14 protein-coding genes are annotated in these 17,868 nt (G+C 73.5%); 8 read left to right on the forward strand and 6 right to left on the reverse strand.

Annotated elements, in window-relative coordinates; translation table 11 throughout:
* Positions 1-4: 4 nt before the first annotated feature.
* The 3 genes from Cba03nite_RS09490 to Cba03nite_RS09500 all read right to left on the reverse strand — a co-directional run bounded on the left by Cba03nite_RS09490 (position 5) and on the right by Cba03nite_RS09500 (position 4,612).
* Positions 5-1,270, reverse strand: a complete 1,266-nt coding sequence (locus tag Cba03nite_RS09490) for a PP2C family protein-serine/threonine phosphatase (protein ID WP_203744291.1) — start codon at positions 1,268-1,270, stop codon at positions 5-7.
* Between the two features lie 60 nt (positions 1,271-1,330).
* A complete protein-coding gene (locus Cba03nite_RS09495; RefSeq protein WP_203744294.1) occupies positions 1,331-2,602 on the reverse strand; it encodes an RNA polymerase sigma factor in 1,272 nt (423 codons plus the stop codon).
* A 69-nt stretch (positions 2,603-2,671) separates the two neighbouring features.
* Positions 2,672-4,612 carry a serine hydrolase domain-containing protein gene (locus Cba03nite_RS09500; RefSeq protein WP_203744297.1) on the reverse strand — a complete coding sequence of 647 codons (1,941 nt, stop codon included), beginning with the start codon at positions 4,610-4,612 and terminating at the stop codon, positions 2,672-2,674.
* 184 nt (positions 4,613-4,796) lie between these two features.
* Between Cba03nite_RS09500 and Cba03nite_RS09505 the strand changes: the two genes are divergently transcribed.
* On the forward strand, positions 4,797-5,906 hold the full coding sequence (locus Cba03nite_RS09505) for a ricin-type beta-trefoil lectin domain protein (protein ID WP_203744300.1): 1,110 nt from the start codon (positions 4,797-4,799) through the stop codon (positions 5,904-5,906).
* 82 nt (positions 5,907-5,988) lie between these two features.
* On the opposite strand, the gene Cba03nite_RS09510 is transcribed toward Cba03nite_RS09505, so the two are convergent.
* Positions 5,989-8,409 (reverse strand): FtsX-like permease family protein, encoded by a 2,421-nt coding sequence (locus Cba03nite_RS09510; RefSeq protein WP_203744303.1) that lies wholly within the window; start codon positions 8,407-8,409, stop codon positions 5,989-5,991.
* Positions 8,406-9,143, reverse strand: a complete 738-nt coding sequence (locus Cba03nite_RS09515; protein WP_203744306.1) for an ABC transporter ATP-binding protein — start codon at positions 9,141-9,143, stop codon at positions 8,406-8,408. Before Cba03nite_RS09515 ends, Cba03nite_RS09510 begins: the two co-directional genes overlap by 4 nt.
* Before the next feature lie 109 nt (positions 9,144-9,252).
* On the opposite strand from Cba03nite_RS09515, the gene Cba03nite_RS09520 reads away from it, so the two are divergent.
* Both Cba03nite_RS09520 and Cba03nite_RS09525 read left to right on the forward strand, forming a co-directional pair.
* Positions 9,253-10,464 (forward strand): sensor histidine kinase, encoded by a 1,212-nt coding sequence (locus Cba03nite_RS09520; RefSeq protein ID WP_239125594.1) that lies wholly within the window; start codon positions 9,253-9,255, stop codon positions 10,462-10,464.
* Complete coding sequence (locus Cba03nite_RS09525; RefSeq protein WP_346110694.1) at positions 10,461-11,102, forward strand: response regulator; 642 nt, start codon at positions 10,461-10,463, stop codon at positions 11,100-11,102. The genes Cba03nite_RS09520 and Cba03nite_RS09525 overlap by 4 nt, the downstream gene beginning before the upstream one ends.
* Positions 11,103-11,275: 173 nt before the next feature.
* On the opposite strand, the gene Cba03nite_RS09530 is transcribed toward Cba03nite_RS09525, so the two are convergent.
* Entirely contained in the window at positions 11,276-11,983 is a 708-nt protein-coding gene (locus tag Cba03nite_RS09530; protein WP_239125595.1) for a carbon-nitrogen hydrolase family protein, read from the reverse strand.
* Between the two features lie 294 nt (positions 11,984-12,277).
* Between Cba03nite_RS09530 and Cba03nite_RS09535 the strand changes: the two genes are divergently transcribed.
* The 5 genes from Cba03nite_RS09535 to Cba03nite_RS09555 all read left to right on the forward strand — a co-directional run bounded on the left by Cba03nite_RS09535 (position 12,278) and on the right by Cba03nite_RS09555 (position 17,849).
* On the forward strand, positions 12,278-14,161 hold the full coding sequence (locus tag Cba03nite_RS09535; protein ID WP_203744315.1) for a Calx-beta domain-containing protein: 1,884 nt from the start codon (positions 12,278-12,280) through the stop codon (positions 14,159-14,161).
* Between the two features lie 264 nt (positions 14,162-14,425).
* Positions 14,426-15,241 (forward strand): META domain-containing protein, encoded by an 816-nt coding sequence (locus Cba03nite_RS09540; protein WP_203744317.1) that lies wholly within the window; start codon positions 14,426-14,428, stop codon positions 15,239-15,241.
* A 198-nt stretch (positions 15,242-15,439) separates the two neighbouring features.
* Positions 15,440-16,306, forward strand: coding sequence for a hypothetical protein (locus tag Cba03nite_RS09545; protein ID WP_203744319.1), 867 nt, complete (start codon positions 15,440-15,442; stop codon positions 16,304-16,306).
* A gap of 254 nt (positions 16,307-16,560) precedes the next feature.
* Complete coding sequence (locus Cba03nite_RS09550) at positions 16,561-17,202, forward strand: DsbA family protein (protein ID WP_203744321.1); 642 nt, start codon at positions 16,561-16,563, stop codon at positions 17,200-17,202.
* A 2-nt stretch (positions 17,203-17,204) separates the two neighbouring features.
* The gene (locus tag Cba03nite_RS09555; RefSeq protein WP_203744323.1) at positions 17,205-17,849 is read left to right on the forward strand and encodes a vitamin K epoxide reductase family protein; all 645 of its coding nucleotides are present in this window, start codon (positions 17,205-17,207) and stop codon (positions 17,847-17,849) included.
* Positions 17,850-17,868 lie beyond the last annotated feature (19 nt).

Genomic DNA, 17,868 nt, shown 5'->3' on the forward strand with positions numbered 1-17,868 from the left:
GCACTCACAGCCGCGCCCGGCGGGCCGCCTCGGCCGACCATTCCAGCAGCATCAGCGTGGCGTCGTCGCGCGGCGGCCCCTGCTGGAACGCCGCCACCCGGTGGGCGAGCCCGCGCAGCGTCTCCGGCGCGGGCGTGTCCGCCTGCGCGGCCCGCTCGGTGAAGTCCACGAGCCGCTCCACGCCGAACACCTCACCCGCGGTGTTGCGGGCTTCGACCACCCCGTCGGTGTACAGCAGCAGCCGGTCACCCGGCTCCAGCACCTCCTCGCCCGGCACCGGCTCGCCACCGGAGAGCCCGAACGGCAGCCGCCGGCCGCCGGTCAGCTCGCGGACCGCCTGGTGGCGGCGAAGCAGCAGCGGAAACGGGTGCCCGGCGTTCACGTAGCGCATCCGGCCGCTGTCCAGGTCGAGCTCGCACAGCACGGCGGTGACGAACGACTTGTCGCCGAACTGCTGCATCAGCGTGCGCTCGGCCTCGCGCGCGGCCGCGTAAAGACCGAAACCGGCGCGTCGGGCCGCGCGCAACGCCGCCAGCGTCACCGTCGTCAGCAGCGACGCCGACAGACCCCGGCCCATGCCGTCCAGCACCGCGAACCAGGCGCTCGAGTCGTCGAGGGCGTAGTCGAACGCGTCTCCGCCGACGTCGTAGTGCGGCTGCAGGATCGCGCTGATCACCAGCCGGTCCGTGGTGAAGGTCTGCGGCGGCAGCGACGCCAGCAGCAGCTCCCCCGCCACCGACATGCGGCGGGTCCGGCGGACCCGGTTGAGCGAGTCGCCGTACGGCATCTTCACGGCGATCAGGTGACCGACCAGGTTGACGTAGCTCTCGCACCACTCCTGCAGCGCGGCGACGTCGCAGTCCTCCCGGTGGATCACCAGGTCGGCGACGCCGAGCCGCTCGGTGCCGTCGATCAGCGGCACCCACAGCCTGGCGGCGCCGCCGGGCGCGGTGGCGTGATGCGTGTTCACGGTGGTGAAGGCGCGGCCGGGCAGGGTGCCGTCGACGCCGAGCGGCTCGGGCAGCGGCTTGCCGGGCTCGGGCAGCGGGTGCAGATGCACCTGCTCCTCGTCGACCAGGTAGCAGGTGATCTCCAGGCCGAGCGGGCGCAGCGCGGCACTCACGCTGGCCGCCACCTCGTCGCCCTGCGCGCGCTGGATCAGGTGCAGCAGGTCCAGCAGCGCGGCGTGCCACGGGTCGTACTGCATCTGCCCCATGATCGCCATCCCCGTCGCCTCCGCCGCGATCGGGCGGAGGCGCTTTGTCATCATGTACGAAAAATGTCGTTCCCGGCTTCTATCCGCACAAAACGTGTGGCGCGCGGTGTACGGCTAGAGGCAGGGGCTGCGGACGAACCCGCGGGCGGTCTTCGCGGTGCGCCCGTCCGCGGCCACCGCCTCCACCCACCACTCGGCCGGATCCTTGAGCAGCACCTTCGTCACCTCGCCGGAGCGGGGGCCGGTCGCCTCGATCGGCAGGCTGCGCCGGGGCCAGGAACCCTCGATCCAGTGCAGCCGGGCACTGCCGAAGTCCGCCGAGGTCACGATCTCGACGTGGAGCTTGTAGGTGTTGCTCGCGGTCGTACAGGTGGCCGCCTTGTCGGTGACGGCCACGGTGAAGGCCGCCACCGGCGACGGGAGCGCCCTCGACGATTCGCGCACCTTCACGCCCGGCCCGCCGGGCGAGCCGACCGCGGGCTGCGGGGTCGGGAGCGCCGAGGGTGAAGCCTGCGAGACGATGCTGAACGCCGAGGGGCTGCCGGAGGAGACCCGCTCATCCCTGCCCGCGGCCAGCGCCAGTGCCCCGCCCAGCAGCGCGACGGCCAGCACCGGCACCACGACCTTGACGAGCCGCCGGCCGGACTGCGGCCTCGGGCGCGGCGGCGGTGCCGAGAGGAACCGCGCGGGGTCCATCGCCGAGACCGCGACGAACGGCAGCGACGCGTAGCCCGCCAGCAGCGACGCGGGGCTGGCCAGCACGCCGCGGCGGGTCGCGCAGCGCTCGCAGGCCTCGCTGTGGCGGCTGATCCGCTTGCGGGTCAGCGGGTCGAGCCGGCCGTCCCAGCCGTCGAGCAGCCCCGCCAGCTCGGGGCAGTCCACCCTGCCGTAGCGGGCCAGCAGCAGCGCGCCGATCGCCCGTTCCAGCTGGCCGCGGGCTCGGGACAGGCGCGCGTGCACGTGGTTGACCGGCAGGTCGAGCACGACGCTCAACGTGGCCGGGGACAGGCTGTGCCGGATCGCCAGCTCGACGATCTCCCGGTCGGCCTCGCCCAGGCCGGACGCGGCCGCGTGCACCAGCTCCCGCACCTCGGCGGCGCGCACCGCCGCGGCCGGGTCGTCGAGGGTGCCGGCCGGGGTCTCGTCGAAGTCGAAGGCGACCTGCCTGCCGCGTACCCGCTGCTGGGCTCGGCAGTTGTTGCGGGCGACGGCGTAGAGCCACGCCTCGAACCGGGCGGGGTCGCGCAGCTGGTGCTGCTTGGCCGCGACGGTGAGGAACGCGTCCTGCACCGCGTCGGCCGCCGCGTCGCGGTCGCGCAGCAGCGCGGTGCAGTACGCCAGCAGGCGGGGCGCGTAGGCGCGGTAGGCCTCGTCCAGATCCTGCACGAGTTCATTCTCCCTCGTCGATGGCGGTGCCGGACCCCTCACGCGGGGCCCGGCACCGTCGGATGGGCGTCAGACGAGCATGGCTCCGATGGCCTCGGCGATGGCCTTGGCGCTGGAGTTCTTGGTCAGCTCCTCCCGGTTGATCAGGACGGCGATCTGGATGTCCTCGTCGGGGTACGCGATCAGGTAGGCGTCGGCGCCGTCGGCCTTGCCGTCCTTGGTGATCTTCACCTGGCCGTTCTGGCTGCCCAGGGACCAGCCGTAGGCGTAGTTCGTCCACGGCGTGCCGGTCCAGATGTAGTCGGGGTCGTCGACGATCTGGCCGGTGCCCAGCGCGTGGGCGAACTTCGCGAGGTCGCCCGCGCTCGACCAGACACCCCCGCCGAACAGCGCGAACGTCTTCTGCGACGAGTGCAGGTCGAGCTCGGTGTTGGTGGCTCCGGCGTACGCCTTGGCGGCCCGGATCGACGGGTCGTCCAGGTTCTCGCCGACCATCTCCTCCAGGCCGAGCGGCTCGGCCAGCTCGTTCTCCAGCAGTTGCGCGCTCGTCTGCCCGGTGGCGGCCTGCATCGCCCGGCCCAGGGCGCCGGACGCCTGGGTGCTGTAGTGGTAGGTGCCGGGCACACAGACGAGCGGGTCGCCGCTGTACAGGCCGAAGGCGTCGGCGTCGGACTCGTACCTGGTGGTGGCCATCTCCGCGTCGGCGTCCTGCTGCGCCTGCTGCTCGGCGGGGTCGGTGTACGTTTCCTTGCTCGCGTACCAGCGCACGCAGCCGCGGTTGCTGGCCAGCATCTCCAGCGTGACCGGGTCGTAGTCGTCGGCGAGCCCGTCGATCCAGGTGTTCACCGGGTCGTTCACGTCCAGGTCCCACAGCTCCGGGTGGTCGGCCAGCTTCAGCAGCAGGGCGCCGCCGACGGCCTTGCTGACCGACGCGGTGCGCAGGACGTGCTCGGAGTCCATCAGGATGCCGTTGCCGATGTCGGCGTACCCCCACCCTCGCTTGTAGAGGAACTCGCCGTCGCGCATGACCGCGACGCTGACGCCGGGAATCGCGTCGTCGTCCATCTGGTCCTTGACGATGTTGTCCACCGGGATGCGCAGGTCCCAGTTGTAGCGGTCGTCGTTCTGCCGCCAGGTGGTCATGTGGTGGACCTTGCCGTCCGCGCCGACGTAACGGCCGTTGAAGATCTGCCGCAGGCCGAGGTCGGCGAGGCTGTGCCACGAGTTGCCGTAGTCGGTCTCGGTCTTGAGGATGCGGGAGGCCCAGGTGCGGCCGTTGGCGTTCTCCCACCAGAGGCCGCCGAAGACGTTGCTGGCGGAGTCCAGGGAGATGGTCCGGAAGCCCGTGCTGCCGTACGTGTCGTCGACCGCCAGGAACTGGGCGTAGGTCAGGTCGGCGCGCAGCCGCCAGTCGAGCCCCTCGGGGTTGTCGAGCATGACCACGGAGTAGCGGGTGCCGCCCGACGCCGAGTGGATGTCGAAGTCGATCGGCAGGCGCCCGCGCTGCCTGTGCTCGGCGACGAAGGTGTTCAGCTCGGCCAGGGTCATCGCGAACTTGGACGTGTACCAGCCCAGACCCTCCAGGTTCGCGACCCAGACGGCGCCGACGTAGGTGGTGCCCTGATAGGCGTACACCTCGCGGTCGACCAGGCGCAGGCCGCGCTTGACCGCCGCGGCGTTCGCGGTCGCGTACTCGGCGGTGGTCATGACCGTGTCGGCCATCCAGTCCCTGCCGTCCAGGTTGCGCTGGGCGGCGCCGCCGAAGCTCAGCTTGCCGCCGTCGAACGCGTCGACCTCGATGTCGACGGGCAGGAAGCCCCTGTCCCACCAGTCCAGCAGGATGGCGTCGAACTCGGCGATGTCCTTGTCGTGGTAGCTGTACCAGCTCACCTCGTTCGGGTCGAAGACTGCGGACGGCTGGCCCGGGTGGGCGGTCGCGGGCGCGGCGGCCCCGACGGCGGCGAGGAGCGCCGCGACGCAGACGGCGACGAGCAGTTGTAGGCGTGTCATGCCGGCATGAGTGCCGAGCGCCGCGCGGACCAACACTTCTGCGGTGTCGGCTGGCCGACACGTCCACAAACGACCGGGCTTGACATACCAATCGATAGTTCTCAAACTCTGTGACGGACATCGTTGTCTGCGTGAACGGCGTCACGCGAGCCCTGGACATCCGACTCTGCCCGAGGGGACCGCCATGCGCCGAGATCGCCGCAGACTGCCCGTATCCGCCGCCTTGCTCACCGCCTGCGTCCTGGCCCTGCTGCCCGGCGCCCCGGCCCACGCCGAGTCCAACGGCGGCGTCCGCATCATGCCGCTCGGCGACTCCATCACCGACGGGTTCAACGTGCCCGGCGGCTACCGGATCAACCTCTGGCAGCGGATGGCCGCCGCCGGGCGCACCGTCGACTTCGTCGGCTCCGGGTTCAACGGGCCCGCGGCGCTCGGGGACCACGACCACGAGGGGCACTCCGGCTGGCGCATCGACCAGCTCGACGCCAACATCGTCAACTGGATGCGGGCGTACGCGCCGCGCACCGTGCTGCTGCACATCGGCACCAACGACGTCGGCCAGAACTACGACCTGCCCAACGCCCCGGCCCGGCTGTCGGCGCTCATCGACAGGATCCGCCTGCTCGGCCCGCAGACCGAGATCTTCGTCGCCCAGGTCACCCCGCGCAGCAACCCGACCGAGGAGGCGCGCTCGCAGACGTTCAACGCCGCCGTCCCCGGCATCGTGGCGCAGAAGGGCCCCCGCGTCCACCTGGTCGACATGCACTCCCCGCTCACCCTCGCCGACCTCGCCGACGGGCTGCACCCCAACCAGGCCGGCTACGACAAGATGGCCGCCACCTGGTGGACCGCGCTGCAGTCGGTGCCCGGCAGCCTGAGCCACGTGGGCGTGCCGCCGGTCGGCTCGGCCGTGCTGCTGTCCAACCCGCTGTCCAACCGCTGCGTGGACGACTCCGGCACCGGCACCGCCGGGCCCGGGTCCCAGGTGCACCTGTGGGACTGCCACGGCGCCGCCAACCAGCGCTGGACCCGCACCGCCGCGGGCGAGCTGCGCATCTACGGCGACCGTTGCCTGGACGTGAACGGCAACGGCACCGCCGACGGCACGAAGATCCAGGTGTGGCCGTGCAACGGCACCGCGGCGCAGCGCTTCACCGTCAACGCCGACGGCACCATCGTCGGCGCGGGCTCGGGCAAGTGCGTGGACGCCCGCTCCTCCGGCACCGCCAACGGCACCATCATCCACCTGTGGACCTGCAACGGCACGAACGCCCAGCGCTGGTTCGCCCGCTGACCCGCTCCCCACGTGTCGAACGCTCCCGCCACGCCGCTGCGACAGCGTGGCGGGAGCATCGATCACCCTGCGGAGAAGCCGGTCACTCGGCGGAGAAGGAGCGACGGCGGGCGGCGGGCGGGAGGGCGGCGGCCACCGCCAGCACCAGGCAGACCCCCACCGTCGCCGCCAGCGTGCCCCACGGGACGACCATCGGCACCGCCACGCCCAGCTGCGTGCTCAGCCCGCGCGCCATCGCGGCCAGCGCGGCGAGCGCCACGCCCAGACCCAGCCCGGCCCCGACCACGACCACGGCCGACGTCTCCGCCGCCAGCATGCCCAGCACCTGCCGCCGGGTCGCGCCGGACAGCCGCAGCACGCGCAGGTCCCCGGCCCGCGCCGCGGTGGACATCACCATCGTGTTCACCACCGCGAGCAGCCCGAACCCGGCCGAGACCCCGATCAGCAGCGCGGTGAACACCCAGACGAGCCGGTCGTCGTCCGCACTGCCCGCCTCGGCGTACGCCGCCGCGGTCAGCGGGCGCGCGCCGAGCCCGGCCAGCGGGCCCGAGGCGGCGAGCCGCTCGGTGTAGACGACCGGGGTCAGCGCCGACGGCTCCATCGCTCGCACGGCGGCGCGGTCCAGCAGGATCTCCGCGGGTGCCGGGCCGCCTGACACCACCGCGACCACCGACAGCGTGCGTTCGCGGCCGTCCGGCCCGGACACCGGATGGCCACTGCCGAGCACCCACCCGGTCCGCTCCGCGAAGCCCGAGGTCACTGCGGCAGGCAGCTCGTGCGCGGGCGGTGTCGCGTCCAGCGGTGTTCGTGCCAGCGCGGACAGATCACCCGTGGCGACCGTGAACAGAGCGTGCTCGGCGGTGCCGATGCCCACGGCGGGAAGCGGCTCGGGGCCGTCGTACAGGGTCGTGGGCAGGGCGGAGCGGCCGCGCGCCGCGGTGACGGCGGCGTCGGACAGGCCGGGGGTGCCGTCGGGGACCACCACCGCGGCCGCGCCCGCGGCGGTCACCTTGCTGAGCCCGTAGAAGGCGGTCGTGGTCTGCACCATGCCGCCGACGAGCATCGCGAACGCGACGCTGAGCAGCACCGGCGCGGCGGTCGACGCGGTACGCCGGGCGGCCGTGCGGGTGTGCTGGCGCACCAGCAGCGCCGTCGCGCCCCGGCTGCCCGCGAACGGCGCGGTGAGCAGCCGCACGGCGGGCGGCAGCACCGCCGGTGCCAGCAGGGCCGCCGCGGTGACCAGCGCCATCGCCGCGTACAGGGCGTACGAGCCGAGGTTCGCCCCGTCGGCCCCGCTCGCGGCCACCCCGGACAGGACGGCGATCGCGAGCGCGGCGCACCCGGCCAGCCAGCGGCCCCAGCCCATCGGCCGGTCGTCGAGCGCCGCCTCGCGCAGCGCGTCCAGCGGGCTCACCCGTGCCGCTCGCCGTGCCGCCGCCCCCGCCCCGGCCTGCGCGACCAGCACGCCCACCGCCACGGCCGCGAGCGGCAGCCACCACGGGTAGGTCAGGGTGAACGTCGGCGGCTCGAACCCCGTACGCACCAGCCAGTCCCCGAACGGCGCGGCGGCGAGCAGCCCGATCGGCATGCCGAGCGCGCCACCGGCCAGGCCGAGCAGCAGCACCTCACCGTGGATCATGCGGCGGACCTGGCCCGGCACGGCACCGAGCAGGCGCAGCAGGGCCAGCTCGCGGTGCCTGCGCCGGGTCGCGAACGCGAACGTCGACGCCACGATGAACACCGACACGAACGCGCCCAGCGCGGACAGCCCGGTGAGCACCTGCATGCCTATCCACCGGATACGGGTGTCGCCGACCGGTTCCAGCACGGCCCGGCCGTCCCCGTGCAACACCACGCCATCGCCGCCGACCAGCGGGTTCGCGGCCGACGCCACCGTCGCCGCGGCGGCGCCGTCCCGGGTCAGCAGGCCGATGACCGGCACGCCCCCCGTCCAGGCGCGGGCGACGTCGTCGGCGACCCACAGGCCGGGCCCGTCCACGGTGCCGGACACGGTCACCGGCTGCGGCCCTGCCGCCGTCAGCAGCGTCACCGTCTCGCCCGGAGCGAGCCCCAGCCCGCTGCTCACCGCCACTTCCGCAGCGGACGGAGCGCGGCCGGACACGAGCCGGTAGCCGCCGAGCGCCGTCGCGGACCAGCCGGCAGCGTCGCGGGCGTCCCCGAGGGGCGCGCCGTCGCGCACGAGCTGGGCGTAGAAGCGGTGCACCGGGATCGCCGCGCGTACACCGTCCAGCCGCGACAGCCCCGCGACCAGCGCGTCGGCCCGCTCGACCGGCCACGGGCGCGGCTCGGCGAACGCCTCCGGGTCACCCGGCGGCACCGGCCGCACCAGCACGGACGCGGCGGCGTAGCGGGCGGGCAGCACCGGCCGGGCCGAGACCAGCAGCAGGCCGCACACCGTGAGCACGGCCACCGCGACGGCGAGGGTCAGCCCGGTGCCGACCAGGCTCGGCCAGCGCCGCCGCAGCGTGTCGAGCGCGATCATGCGGCCACCGCGCCCTGCACCAGGCGGGCCGCGATCTGCGCCGGATCCGCCCCGGCGATCTCGTCGACCAGCCGCCCGTCGGCCAGCACCAGCACCCGGTCGGCGGCGGCCGCGGCCACCGGGTCGTGGGTCACCATGACGACCGTCTGCCCGTACGCGCCGACGAGGCGGCGCAGCGCGGCCAGCACCACGGCGGAGGCGGTGCTGTCCAGCGCGCCCGTGGGCTCGTCGGCGAACAGCACCGCCGGCCGGGTGATCAGGGCACGGGCCAGCGCCACCCGCTGCTGCTCGCCGCCGGACAGCTGCGCCGGGTAGTGCCCGGCCCGGCCGGACAGGCCCACCTCGGCCAGTGCCCGCGCCACCTCGGCCGGGTCGGGCGCGCGCCGGGCCAGACGCTGCGGCAGCGCCACGTTCTGCGCCGCGGTCAGCGCCCCGACCAGGTTGTACGCCTGGAACACGAACCCGATCCGGTCGCGGCGCAGCAGCGTCCGTGCCCGCTCGGACAGCCCGGCCAGGTCGGTGCCCGCGATGACGACCTGCCCGCCGTCGACGGTGTCCAGGCCCGCCGCGCACTGCAGCAGCGTGGACTTGCCCGAGCCGGAGGCGCCCATGACCGCGGTGAAGGTGCCCGGGGCGAACTCGGCGCTCACCCCGTCCAGCGCCGTGACCGCGGACGCTCCGGTGCCGTACGTCTTGCGGACCGCGCTCAGGCGGACCGTCGCCGTTGATGTCATGCCACCACCCCACCGGAGCGGGCGGCCCGCCGCACTGGTGCCCGGGTGAGGATCGGCACTACACCCAGCACTACTGTCCGGGGCGTCGGCGCTGGGTAGGGTCGGTGCCGTGACCGCCCGCACCGCCCTGTCCGCCGCCGCGACGCCGCCCTGGCGGCTGGCCCGGTCGGCGTGGCCGTGGCGGTCGCTGGCGTACCTGCTGGCCGGGATGATCCCGGCGATGCTGCCGCTGGGGCTGCTGGCCGGCATCGAGCTGCTCGATCCCGGCATCCCCGCCCTGATCCTGCTGCTGCTGGCCGGGCTGCTGGTGGTGGTGGCGGCCGGGCCGCTGATCGCCTGGTTCGACCGGCGGCGGCTGCGCCTGGTCGACCGCCGCCCGCTGCCCCAGCGGCCGCCGCTGCGGCTGCGCGAGCCGGGCACCTGGCGCGAGATCGGCTACGCCGTGCTCAGCGCCTGCGTCGCCTGGTGGCTGGACCTGGGCGTGGTCATGCTGTCGCTGTTCCCGCCGCTGCTGCTGATGTCGGCGCCGTTGCAGCCGACCGGTCCGGGCGCCGAGCTGCCCGCCGTGCCGTGGCTCACCGCGCTGCTCTGCGCCGCCGGGTTCGTGCTGCTGCCGCTGGCGGCGTACCCGATCACCGCCTGGGCTGGGGCACGGGCCGCAGTCGCCCGCGCGGTGCTCGCTCCGGCCGACACCGACCTGGTCGAGGTGCTGCGCTCGCGGGAGCGGCTGGTCGACGGGTTCGACTCCGAGCGCCGCCGCATCGAGCGCGACCTGCACGACGGCGCGCAGCAGCGGCTGGTCGCGCTGAGCGTGACGCTCGGACTGGCCCGGCTCCAGGTCGCCGACGAACACGCCGCCGCGCCGCTGCTCGACGACGCCCGGCAGCAGACCGCGCTGGCCCTGGCCGAGCTGCGCGAACTGATCCGCGGCGTACACCCGCAGATCCTCAGCGACCGCGGCCTGGCCGCGGCGATCCGGGACGTGGCGGGGCGCTCGCCGGTGCCGGTCGAGCTGGACCTGCGCCTGGACGGGCGGCTGCCGTCGCCGGTCGAGGTCACGGCGTACTTCGCGGTCAACGAGGCGCTGGCCAACCTGGCCCGGCACAGCGGCGCGGCGCGCGGCCGGGTCGCGGCCTGGACGCAGGACCGCCGCCTCCTGCTGGAGGTGTCCGACGACGGCGCGGGCGGCGCGGACCCGGCCCGGGGCACCGGGCTCACCGGCCTGGCCGACCGGGCGGCGACCGTGGGCGGGCGGCTGCTGCTGGCCAGCCCGGCGGGCGGCCCGACGCTGCTGCGGGTGGAGCTGCCGTGCGAACGCTGAGGGTGGTGCTGGCCGAGGACTCGGTGCTGCTGCGCGAGGGGCTGACCAGCCTGCTGCGCCACTTCGGCCACGAGGTGGTGGCCGCGGTCGGCGACGCCGACGCGCTGCGGGAACGGGTAACGGCCCTGGACCCCGACGTGGTCGTCACCGATGTGCGCATGCCGCCCGGTTTCAGCGACGAGGGCCTACGGGCCGCGCTGGAGCTGCGGGCCGCGCGGCCGCGGCTGCCGATCCTGGTGCTCAGCCAGTACGTCGAGCAGACCTACGCCGCCGAGCTGATCGACGCCGGGCGCGCGGCGGGCACCGGCTACCTGCTCAAAGACCGCGTCGGCGAGGTCGGCGAGTTCGTCGACGCGCTGGGCCGGGTCGCGGACGGGCACACCGTCATCGATCCGGAGGTGGTCCGCCAGCTGCTCGACCGCCGCCGCGACCCGCTGCACCGGCTCACCCCGCGCGAACGCGAGGTGCTGGGGCTGGTCGCGGAGGGCCGCTCCAACGCCGCGATCGCCCGCCGCCTGGTGGTGACGGAGGCCGCCGTCGCCAAGCACATCGCGGGCATCCTGACCAAACTGGACCTGCCTCCCGACGCCGACGACCACCGTCGCGTCCTGGCCGTCCTCACCTACCTCCGCGCCTGACCACACGCGCACACCCGCCCTGCGGCCCGCAGTTTCGGGGAAACTGCACGAACCCTGGGTATTTCTCGTGCACTTTCCCCGGAACTGCGACCGCGCGGGTCGGCGACACGGTCGGGGTGAGCGGTGGTGTCGATGGGTCGGGAGTTCCCCGAACGTGCCCGGGAATGGGCTGGTCAGGCGGGCAGCGTCGCCCGTGCCGTCGCGCCGGGTAGGGCGCCGGCCTGGGCGAGCACGGTGCCGTCGGCGGCCCATACCGCTGAACCGCCCGCGGCGCGGTCGAAGCCGCCGCCGGTGGAGCCGGCGAAGCTCGCGGTGGCGACCGGCACCCCACGAGCGGCGGCGATCCGGCGAGCGCGTTCGGCCGGGACGTGCGCGTCGCGCTCGTGGTCGAGCACCGAGGCGACGAAGACGTGCATGCCGAGCGCGGCCGTCGCGGCGTCGTGCTCGGCGAAGCGGGTGTCGCGGCAGACGGCCAGCCCGAGCCGCCACCCGTCGACCTCGACCACGGCCGGTCCGGGACCGGGGCTGAACCGCTCCTCGGAGTCGTGGATGTGCACCTTGCGGTACGCCACCCGCGCGCCCGCGCCGTCCACGGCGAGCAGCGCGATGTGCTCCCGGCCGCCCTCCCCCGCCACGGGCGCCCCGGCCAGGGCGAGCGTGCCGGTCGCCGCGCACGCCTCGACCAGCGGCGCCAGGCAGGGATCGGCCGGGTCGAGCACGGGCGCGTCCAGCTCGTATCCCGTCAGCGACAGCTCGGGGAAGACCACCACCCGGGCCTGCGCCGCGAGCACGGCGGCGGCGTGGGCCGCGGCGTTCGCGGCGACGTCGTACGCCGTGACCGGCGGCTGCGCCACCGCGATGACCAGGGGCAGGCGCTGCACGCGCGGCTCCTTCGCTATCGAATACCCGTCACACGTGTACGCGGTAGTCATTCACCTCACGACCCCGCGGCCGCCGCCAGCCTAGCCCGTTCGGGTTACGCCGATCGGCGCGTTCACCCACCGTCACGCAGCGCTGTCACGCTCAGCACTCCGTGTCACTTAGGCGGCCCGGACCGGATAGTCAAGCGTTGATGGCCTCGATATTCATCGCCTTGACTCTAGGCACACCTCGCAGCCAACCGTGTCCGGCAACCCGGCCGGATGCCGGCGGCTGCCCGAAAGGATGTGCCGAAGATGTCGCACCAGAACAGGTGGAGGACGCTGCACCGCAGGCGGGCGGGCCTCGTCGCGCTGGCCGTGCTCGCCGCGGCGGGCCTGCTGTCCCAGCCGGTGCCCGCGTACGCGGCGGCCGACCCCGGGGTCGAACCATCCGCCGTGACCCGCACGCTCCCACCCGGCGGCACCGCCACGATCAGCAAGGTCGTGCACACCCCGGCGGTGCCGCCGAACCCCGACATCGTCTTCCTCGCCGACACCACCGGCAGCATGGGCTCCGCGATCAACAACGTGAAGACCAACGCCGGGGACATCCTCACGGCGGTCAGCACCGCGCAGCCCAGCGCCCACTTCGCGGTGGCCGAATACCGCGACGTGGCCGTCGACCCGCCGGGCTTCACCGTCGACCAGGCGCTCACCGGCGACCAGACGGCCGTGCAGGCCGGGATCGGCGCGTGGACGGCGGGCGGTGGCGGGGACATCGCCGAGGACGGCCTCAACGCCCTCTACCAGCTGGCCACCGGAGCGGTCACGTTCCGCGACGGCGGCACCCGGATCGTGGTGATCTTCGGCGACGCCGTGTCGCACGACCCGAGCAACGGGCACACCCGCGCCCAGGTCATCGCCGCGCTGCAGGCGGCCGGCGTACGGGTGGTCGCGGTCAACGTCGGCGCTGGCGGGCTCAACAACGGCGGCCAGATCGAGGCCGTCACCACCGCCACCGGCGGCGTCTTCCTCAACAACGTGCCCGCCGACGAGGTCGCCGACGCGATCCTCGCCGGCATCCAGGCCATCGAGGTGACCGTCACCCACGAGGTCGAGTGCGACGAGCCGCTGTCGCTCTCGCTGACCCCCGCGCGCCGCACCGTGACCAGCGGTGACGACGCGCCGTTCAGCGAGACGGTGAACGTGGACGGCGACGCGGCGGGCGGCTCGTACCAGTGCGAGGTGGACTTCCTGATCGACGGCGTGAGCCACGGGTACGTGCAGACCCTGACCGTGCACGTGCCCGGCATCAGCGTCTACGACCTGTCGGTGAACGAGGGCGCGGGCACCGCGTCGTTCACGGTGACCCTGTCGGTGCCGGCCCCGCACCCGGTGAGCGTGAGCTACGCGACCGCCACGGGCACCGCGGGCGCGGCCGACTTCACCGGCGGCGCCGGCCTGATCACCTTCGCGCCGAACGAGACGCTGAAGTCGATCACGGTGCCGATCGTCGACGACACCGTGAACGAGCCGAGCGAGACCTTCAAGGTCGGGCTCAGCTCCCCCAGCGGTGCGGCGCTGACCGACGGCTCGGCCGAGGCCACCATCATCGACAACGACCGCGACGGCGTCTTCACCTGCCAGGCGACCGCGCTGGACCTGGCCGGCCAGGTGACGTCGCGGGCGAACCCGCCGCACGACCCGTGCGCCGACGACAGCAAGGCCATGCCGAACAACACGCTGAACGCGGGCCTGGTCACGGTCACCGCGACCGGCCTTTCGGCGGGCACCGACCTCACCCCGGACAACCAGAACAGCGCACCGGCCGTGGGTGACAAGGCGGTCTCCACCGCACAGCTCGACTCCACGAAGATCACCGTCGGCGGCCTGGTCACCATCGAGCTGGGCGTCATCAACTCGACGGCCTCGGCCACCTGCGCCACCGGTCCGGGCGGGCTGTCCCCGCAGTACGCGGGCTCGTCCATCATCAGCAGCCTGAAGATCAACGGTGCCACGGTGACGATCGGCAGCGGCCCGACGACCATCCCGCTGGTCGTCGGCAGCCTCAAGCTCAACAGCACCACCACCACCGCGACCGGGGTCGTCCAGCGCGCCGTCGTGCTGGACACCCTCCTCACCGACGTGGTGATCGGCGAGGCCAAGGCCGGCAACTCCGCCAACCCCTGCCGCGCCTGAAGGAAGGGCACCTTCGTCGGCTCGCGTCAGCGAGACGAGCAGCAGCTCTTATCGCTATACGTAGATGAAGGTGCCCTTCTTAACCTCTCCCGCGCTGGGCCTGATGCACCTCATCACGCCCAGCGCGGGAGCCGTTCCTCCGGCCGGGCAGGCCCTCGGAAAGCGGGCTCGTGCGCGGCGCGGGCGGCCGGTAGCGTTCCGGTCACCCCGCAACGGGCGGGAACCGGCGGCGCCGCCGGACACGTCGAAGGCAGTGTGACGACAGTGCGTAGAGCAGTGCCCCTCCTGACCGTGCTGCTGCTGGGCGCGTGTGCGCAGCAGCCGTCCGACACCGGCGCACCGGCCCCCGACGGGGCCCAGCTCGCCGGGCGGACCTTCCTCTCCACCGGCCTGGTCCGCGACGGCAAGCCGTCCGAGCTGGTGCAGGGCACCCGGATCACCCTCACGGTGCACCCCGACGGGCGGATCGGGGCGATCGCCGGCTGCAACAGCATGGGCGGGGCGGCCGACTTCACCGGCGGCAAGCTGCACGTCGACGGCGCGAGCCTGGCCACGACCGAGATGGGCTGCTCGCCCGAGCTGCACGCGCAGGACAAGATGATCTCCGACCTCCTCACCGCGGACCCGCGCTGGGACCTGAACGGGGACGTGCTCACCCTGCGCACCGACACGGTCCAGCTCACCCTGCAGGACCAGGAGTCCGCCGACCCGGACCGGTCGCTGGCCGGCACCCGCTGGGCCGTCGAGTCGACGGTCGACAAGGACAGCGTCAGCTCGGTGCCCACGAAGCCCGGCGGGGTGTACCTCGAGTTCGCCGACGGCAAGGTGACGGGCTCGACCGGCTGCAACCGGCTGGGCGGCAACGCCGTGGTGAACGGGGACAAGATCACGTTCTCCGGCATCTTCAGCACCCGGCGCGCCTGCTCGGGCGACCTGGGCACGCTGGAGCGGGCGGTCATGAAGACGCTGCGCGGCGAGGTGACCTACAAGATCACCGCCGACCGGCTCGAGCTGACCGGCGCGGACGGCCAGGGCCTGCAGCTGCGGGTGTCGGCCGCGCCGAGCCCGTCCGCCTCCTGAACCACCCCGCCCGAGGGGCCGTGCCGCGACGCGGTGCGGCCCCTCCGCGTTGCGCCCGTTCCGTCAGATCGGCGACTTTCCGCAGGTCAGAAAGCTGTCGCTGTAATCATGACCACGCGTCCTCTGTGGATTTCTCCGCACTGGCGGGCCGGGCGCGGTCCGTACGTTGAAGCCTCCTCAACCGAACAGGAGACTTCGATGCAGGCACGAGCGACCCGCGGCCGCCTCACCCGAGTGGCACTGGCCGCCGGCATGCTGCTGAGCGCCGCGGCGGTGAGCCAGCTCGCGCTGGCCGCCCCCGCGACGGCGGTGACCGGGCTGACCCGGCAGACCTCGACCGGCCCGAGCAACAGCGCCGCCAAGACCCAGAACAAGGCCTGCCCGGCGGGCACCGTCGCGCTCGGCGGCGGCGGGCTGGTCACCGGCGCCACCGGGCAGGTCGGCATGGACTTCATGCTGCCGCTGACCGGCGGCACGGCCTGGTCGGTGACCGGGCGCGAGGACGCGACCGGCACCGGCTCGAACTGGTCGCTGACCACGACCGTGCTGTGCGCGCCCGCGCCGGCCGGGTACGCCGTCGTGTCCGGCTCGTCGGCCTGGGCCTCCCCGAGCAGCAACTGGCACCAGGTGAGCTGCCCGCTGGGGCAGGTCGCGCTGGGCGTCGGCGGCGCGGTCAACGGCGCCTCGATCAGCGAGCTGCTGCTGCAGGACCTGCGGATCGACGGCAGCAGCGTGACCGTGGGCGGCTCGGAGGCCGAGGGCGGCTTCGCGGCCACCTGGCAGGTCCAGGCGCGAGCGATCTGCGCCGACCAGCCCGCGGGCTACGAGCGGCTGCTCGCCGACAGCGCGTACTCCTCCACCAGCACCCAGACGGTGTCCGTGCGCTGCACGCCCGGCCGCACCGTGCACGGGGTCGGCGCGGAGGTCGTCGGCGGCGAGGGCCAGGTGCGGCTGACCGCCGCGCACGCCAGCTCGACCACCGAGGTGACGGTGAGCGCGGCCGAGGACGAGACCGGGTACACCGGCAACTGGAAGGTCCGCGCCTTCGCTATCTGCGCGAACTGACGGGCTTGAGCGGGCGCGGGGCCCCTGGTTCCGCGCCCGCTCGGTGTGCAGCGCCCCACAGCCGACTCGCGGCGCGTTCACAGCAGGCGCTCAGGCCTCGTGAATAGAGTCCCCAGGCAGTCGGCCGATGCGTCCCGCGTTGGCTGGTTTACGGGGAAAGGTGTCTGATGCCCGCTACTACCCGACCGAACGCGTCCCGGCCGGCCCGGCCCGGGAACAAGAACCGCAAGCCGGTGGCGAAACCGGCGTCGGGGATGAGCACCAACCTGAAGTTCACGATCGGCGTCGTGGTGGCCGTGCTCGCGGTCGTCGTCGGCGCCGTGATCTTCGCGAGCAACTCGGGACCGCGCGCCGCGGGCGGTCCCGCCAACCTGGTCCGGCCCGAGTCGCACCGGCTCGGTACGGCCGCCGACGGCAAGGTCACCGTGGTCGAGTTCCTCGACTTCGAATGCCCGGCCTGCGGCGCGGCCTACCCCGGCGTGGAGAAGCTGCGCGCGGAGTACGCCGGGAAGATCACCTACGTGGTGCGCCACTTCCCGCTGGAGATGCACCCGAACGCGCAGACCGCGTCACTGGCCGCGCAGGCGGCGGGCAACCAGGGCAGGTTCGAGCAGATGTACCGGAAGCTCTACGACAACCAGCAGACCTGGGGCAACCAGCCGAACCAGGCGCCCACGTTCGAGGGGTACGCGCAGGAGCTGGGGCTGGACATGACGCGCTTCCGGGCCGACCTGGCCGCGCCGGAGACCGCGCAGGCGGTGGAGACCGACCGGCAGGACGGCATCGCGGCCGGGGTCACCGGCACGCCCACGTTCTTCGTCAACGGCAAGCAGTTCGAGCAGACGCCGACGTACGACAACCTCAAGGCCGCGATCGACGCGGCGCTGGCAGGCTGAACATGGCCACCGTCCTGGACACCGAGAGCGGGCAGGAGCTGGACGCGCCCCGGCGCACCACCGTCGACCGAGCCGCCGGCTGGATCCTGGCCGTGACCGGCGTACTCGGCACGGCGGCGGCGTTCACGCTGGCCGTGGAGAAGATCCACCTGCTGACCGATCCTTCGTACACCCCGACGTGCAGCATCAACCCGGTGCTGTCCTGCGGTTCCGTCATGATCACGGAGCAGGCGTCGGCGTTCGGATTCCCGAACCCGCTGCTGGGGCTGGGCACGTTCCCGGTGGTGGCGACGCTGGGTGTGCTGCTGCTGGCGGGGGTACGCCTGCCGCGCTGGGTGTGGCTGGGCCTGCAGGCCGGGGTCACCTTCGCGGTGGTGTTCGTGCACTGGCTGATGTTCCAGTCGCTGTACCGGATCGGCGCGCTGTGCCCGTACTGCATGCTGGTGTGGGTCGCCGTGGTGCTGATGTTCTGGTACACGACGCTGTACAACCTGCGGCACGGGCACCTGCGGACGCCTGCGCGGGCCCGACCGGCCGTGGACCTGCTGGTCGACGTGCACGCGGTCGGCCCGGCGCTGTGGCTGCTGGTCACCGTGGTCCTGATCGCCCAGGCGTTCTGGACCCAGTGGCAGATCATGCTGTCCTGACCGGCCAGTGTTAAGAAGG

Origin of the sequence: Catellatospora bangladeshensis (genome assembly GCF_016862575.1) — a bacterium.
GTDB classification, from domain to species: domain Bacteria; phylum Actinomycetota; class Actinomycetes; order Mycobacteriales; family Micromonosporaceae; genus Catellatospora; species Catellatospora bangladeshensis.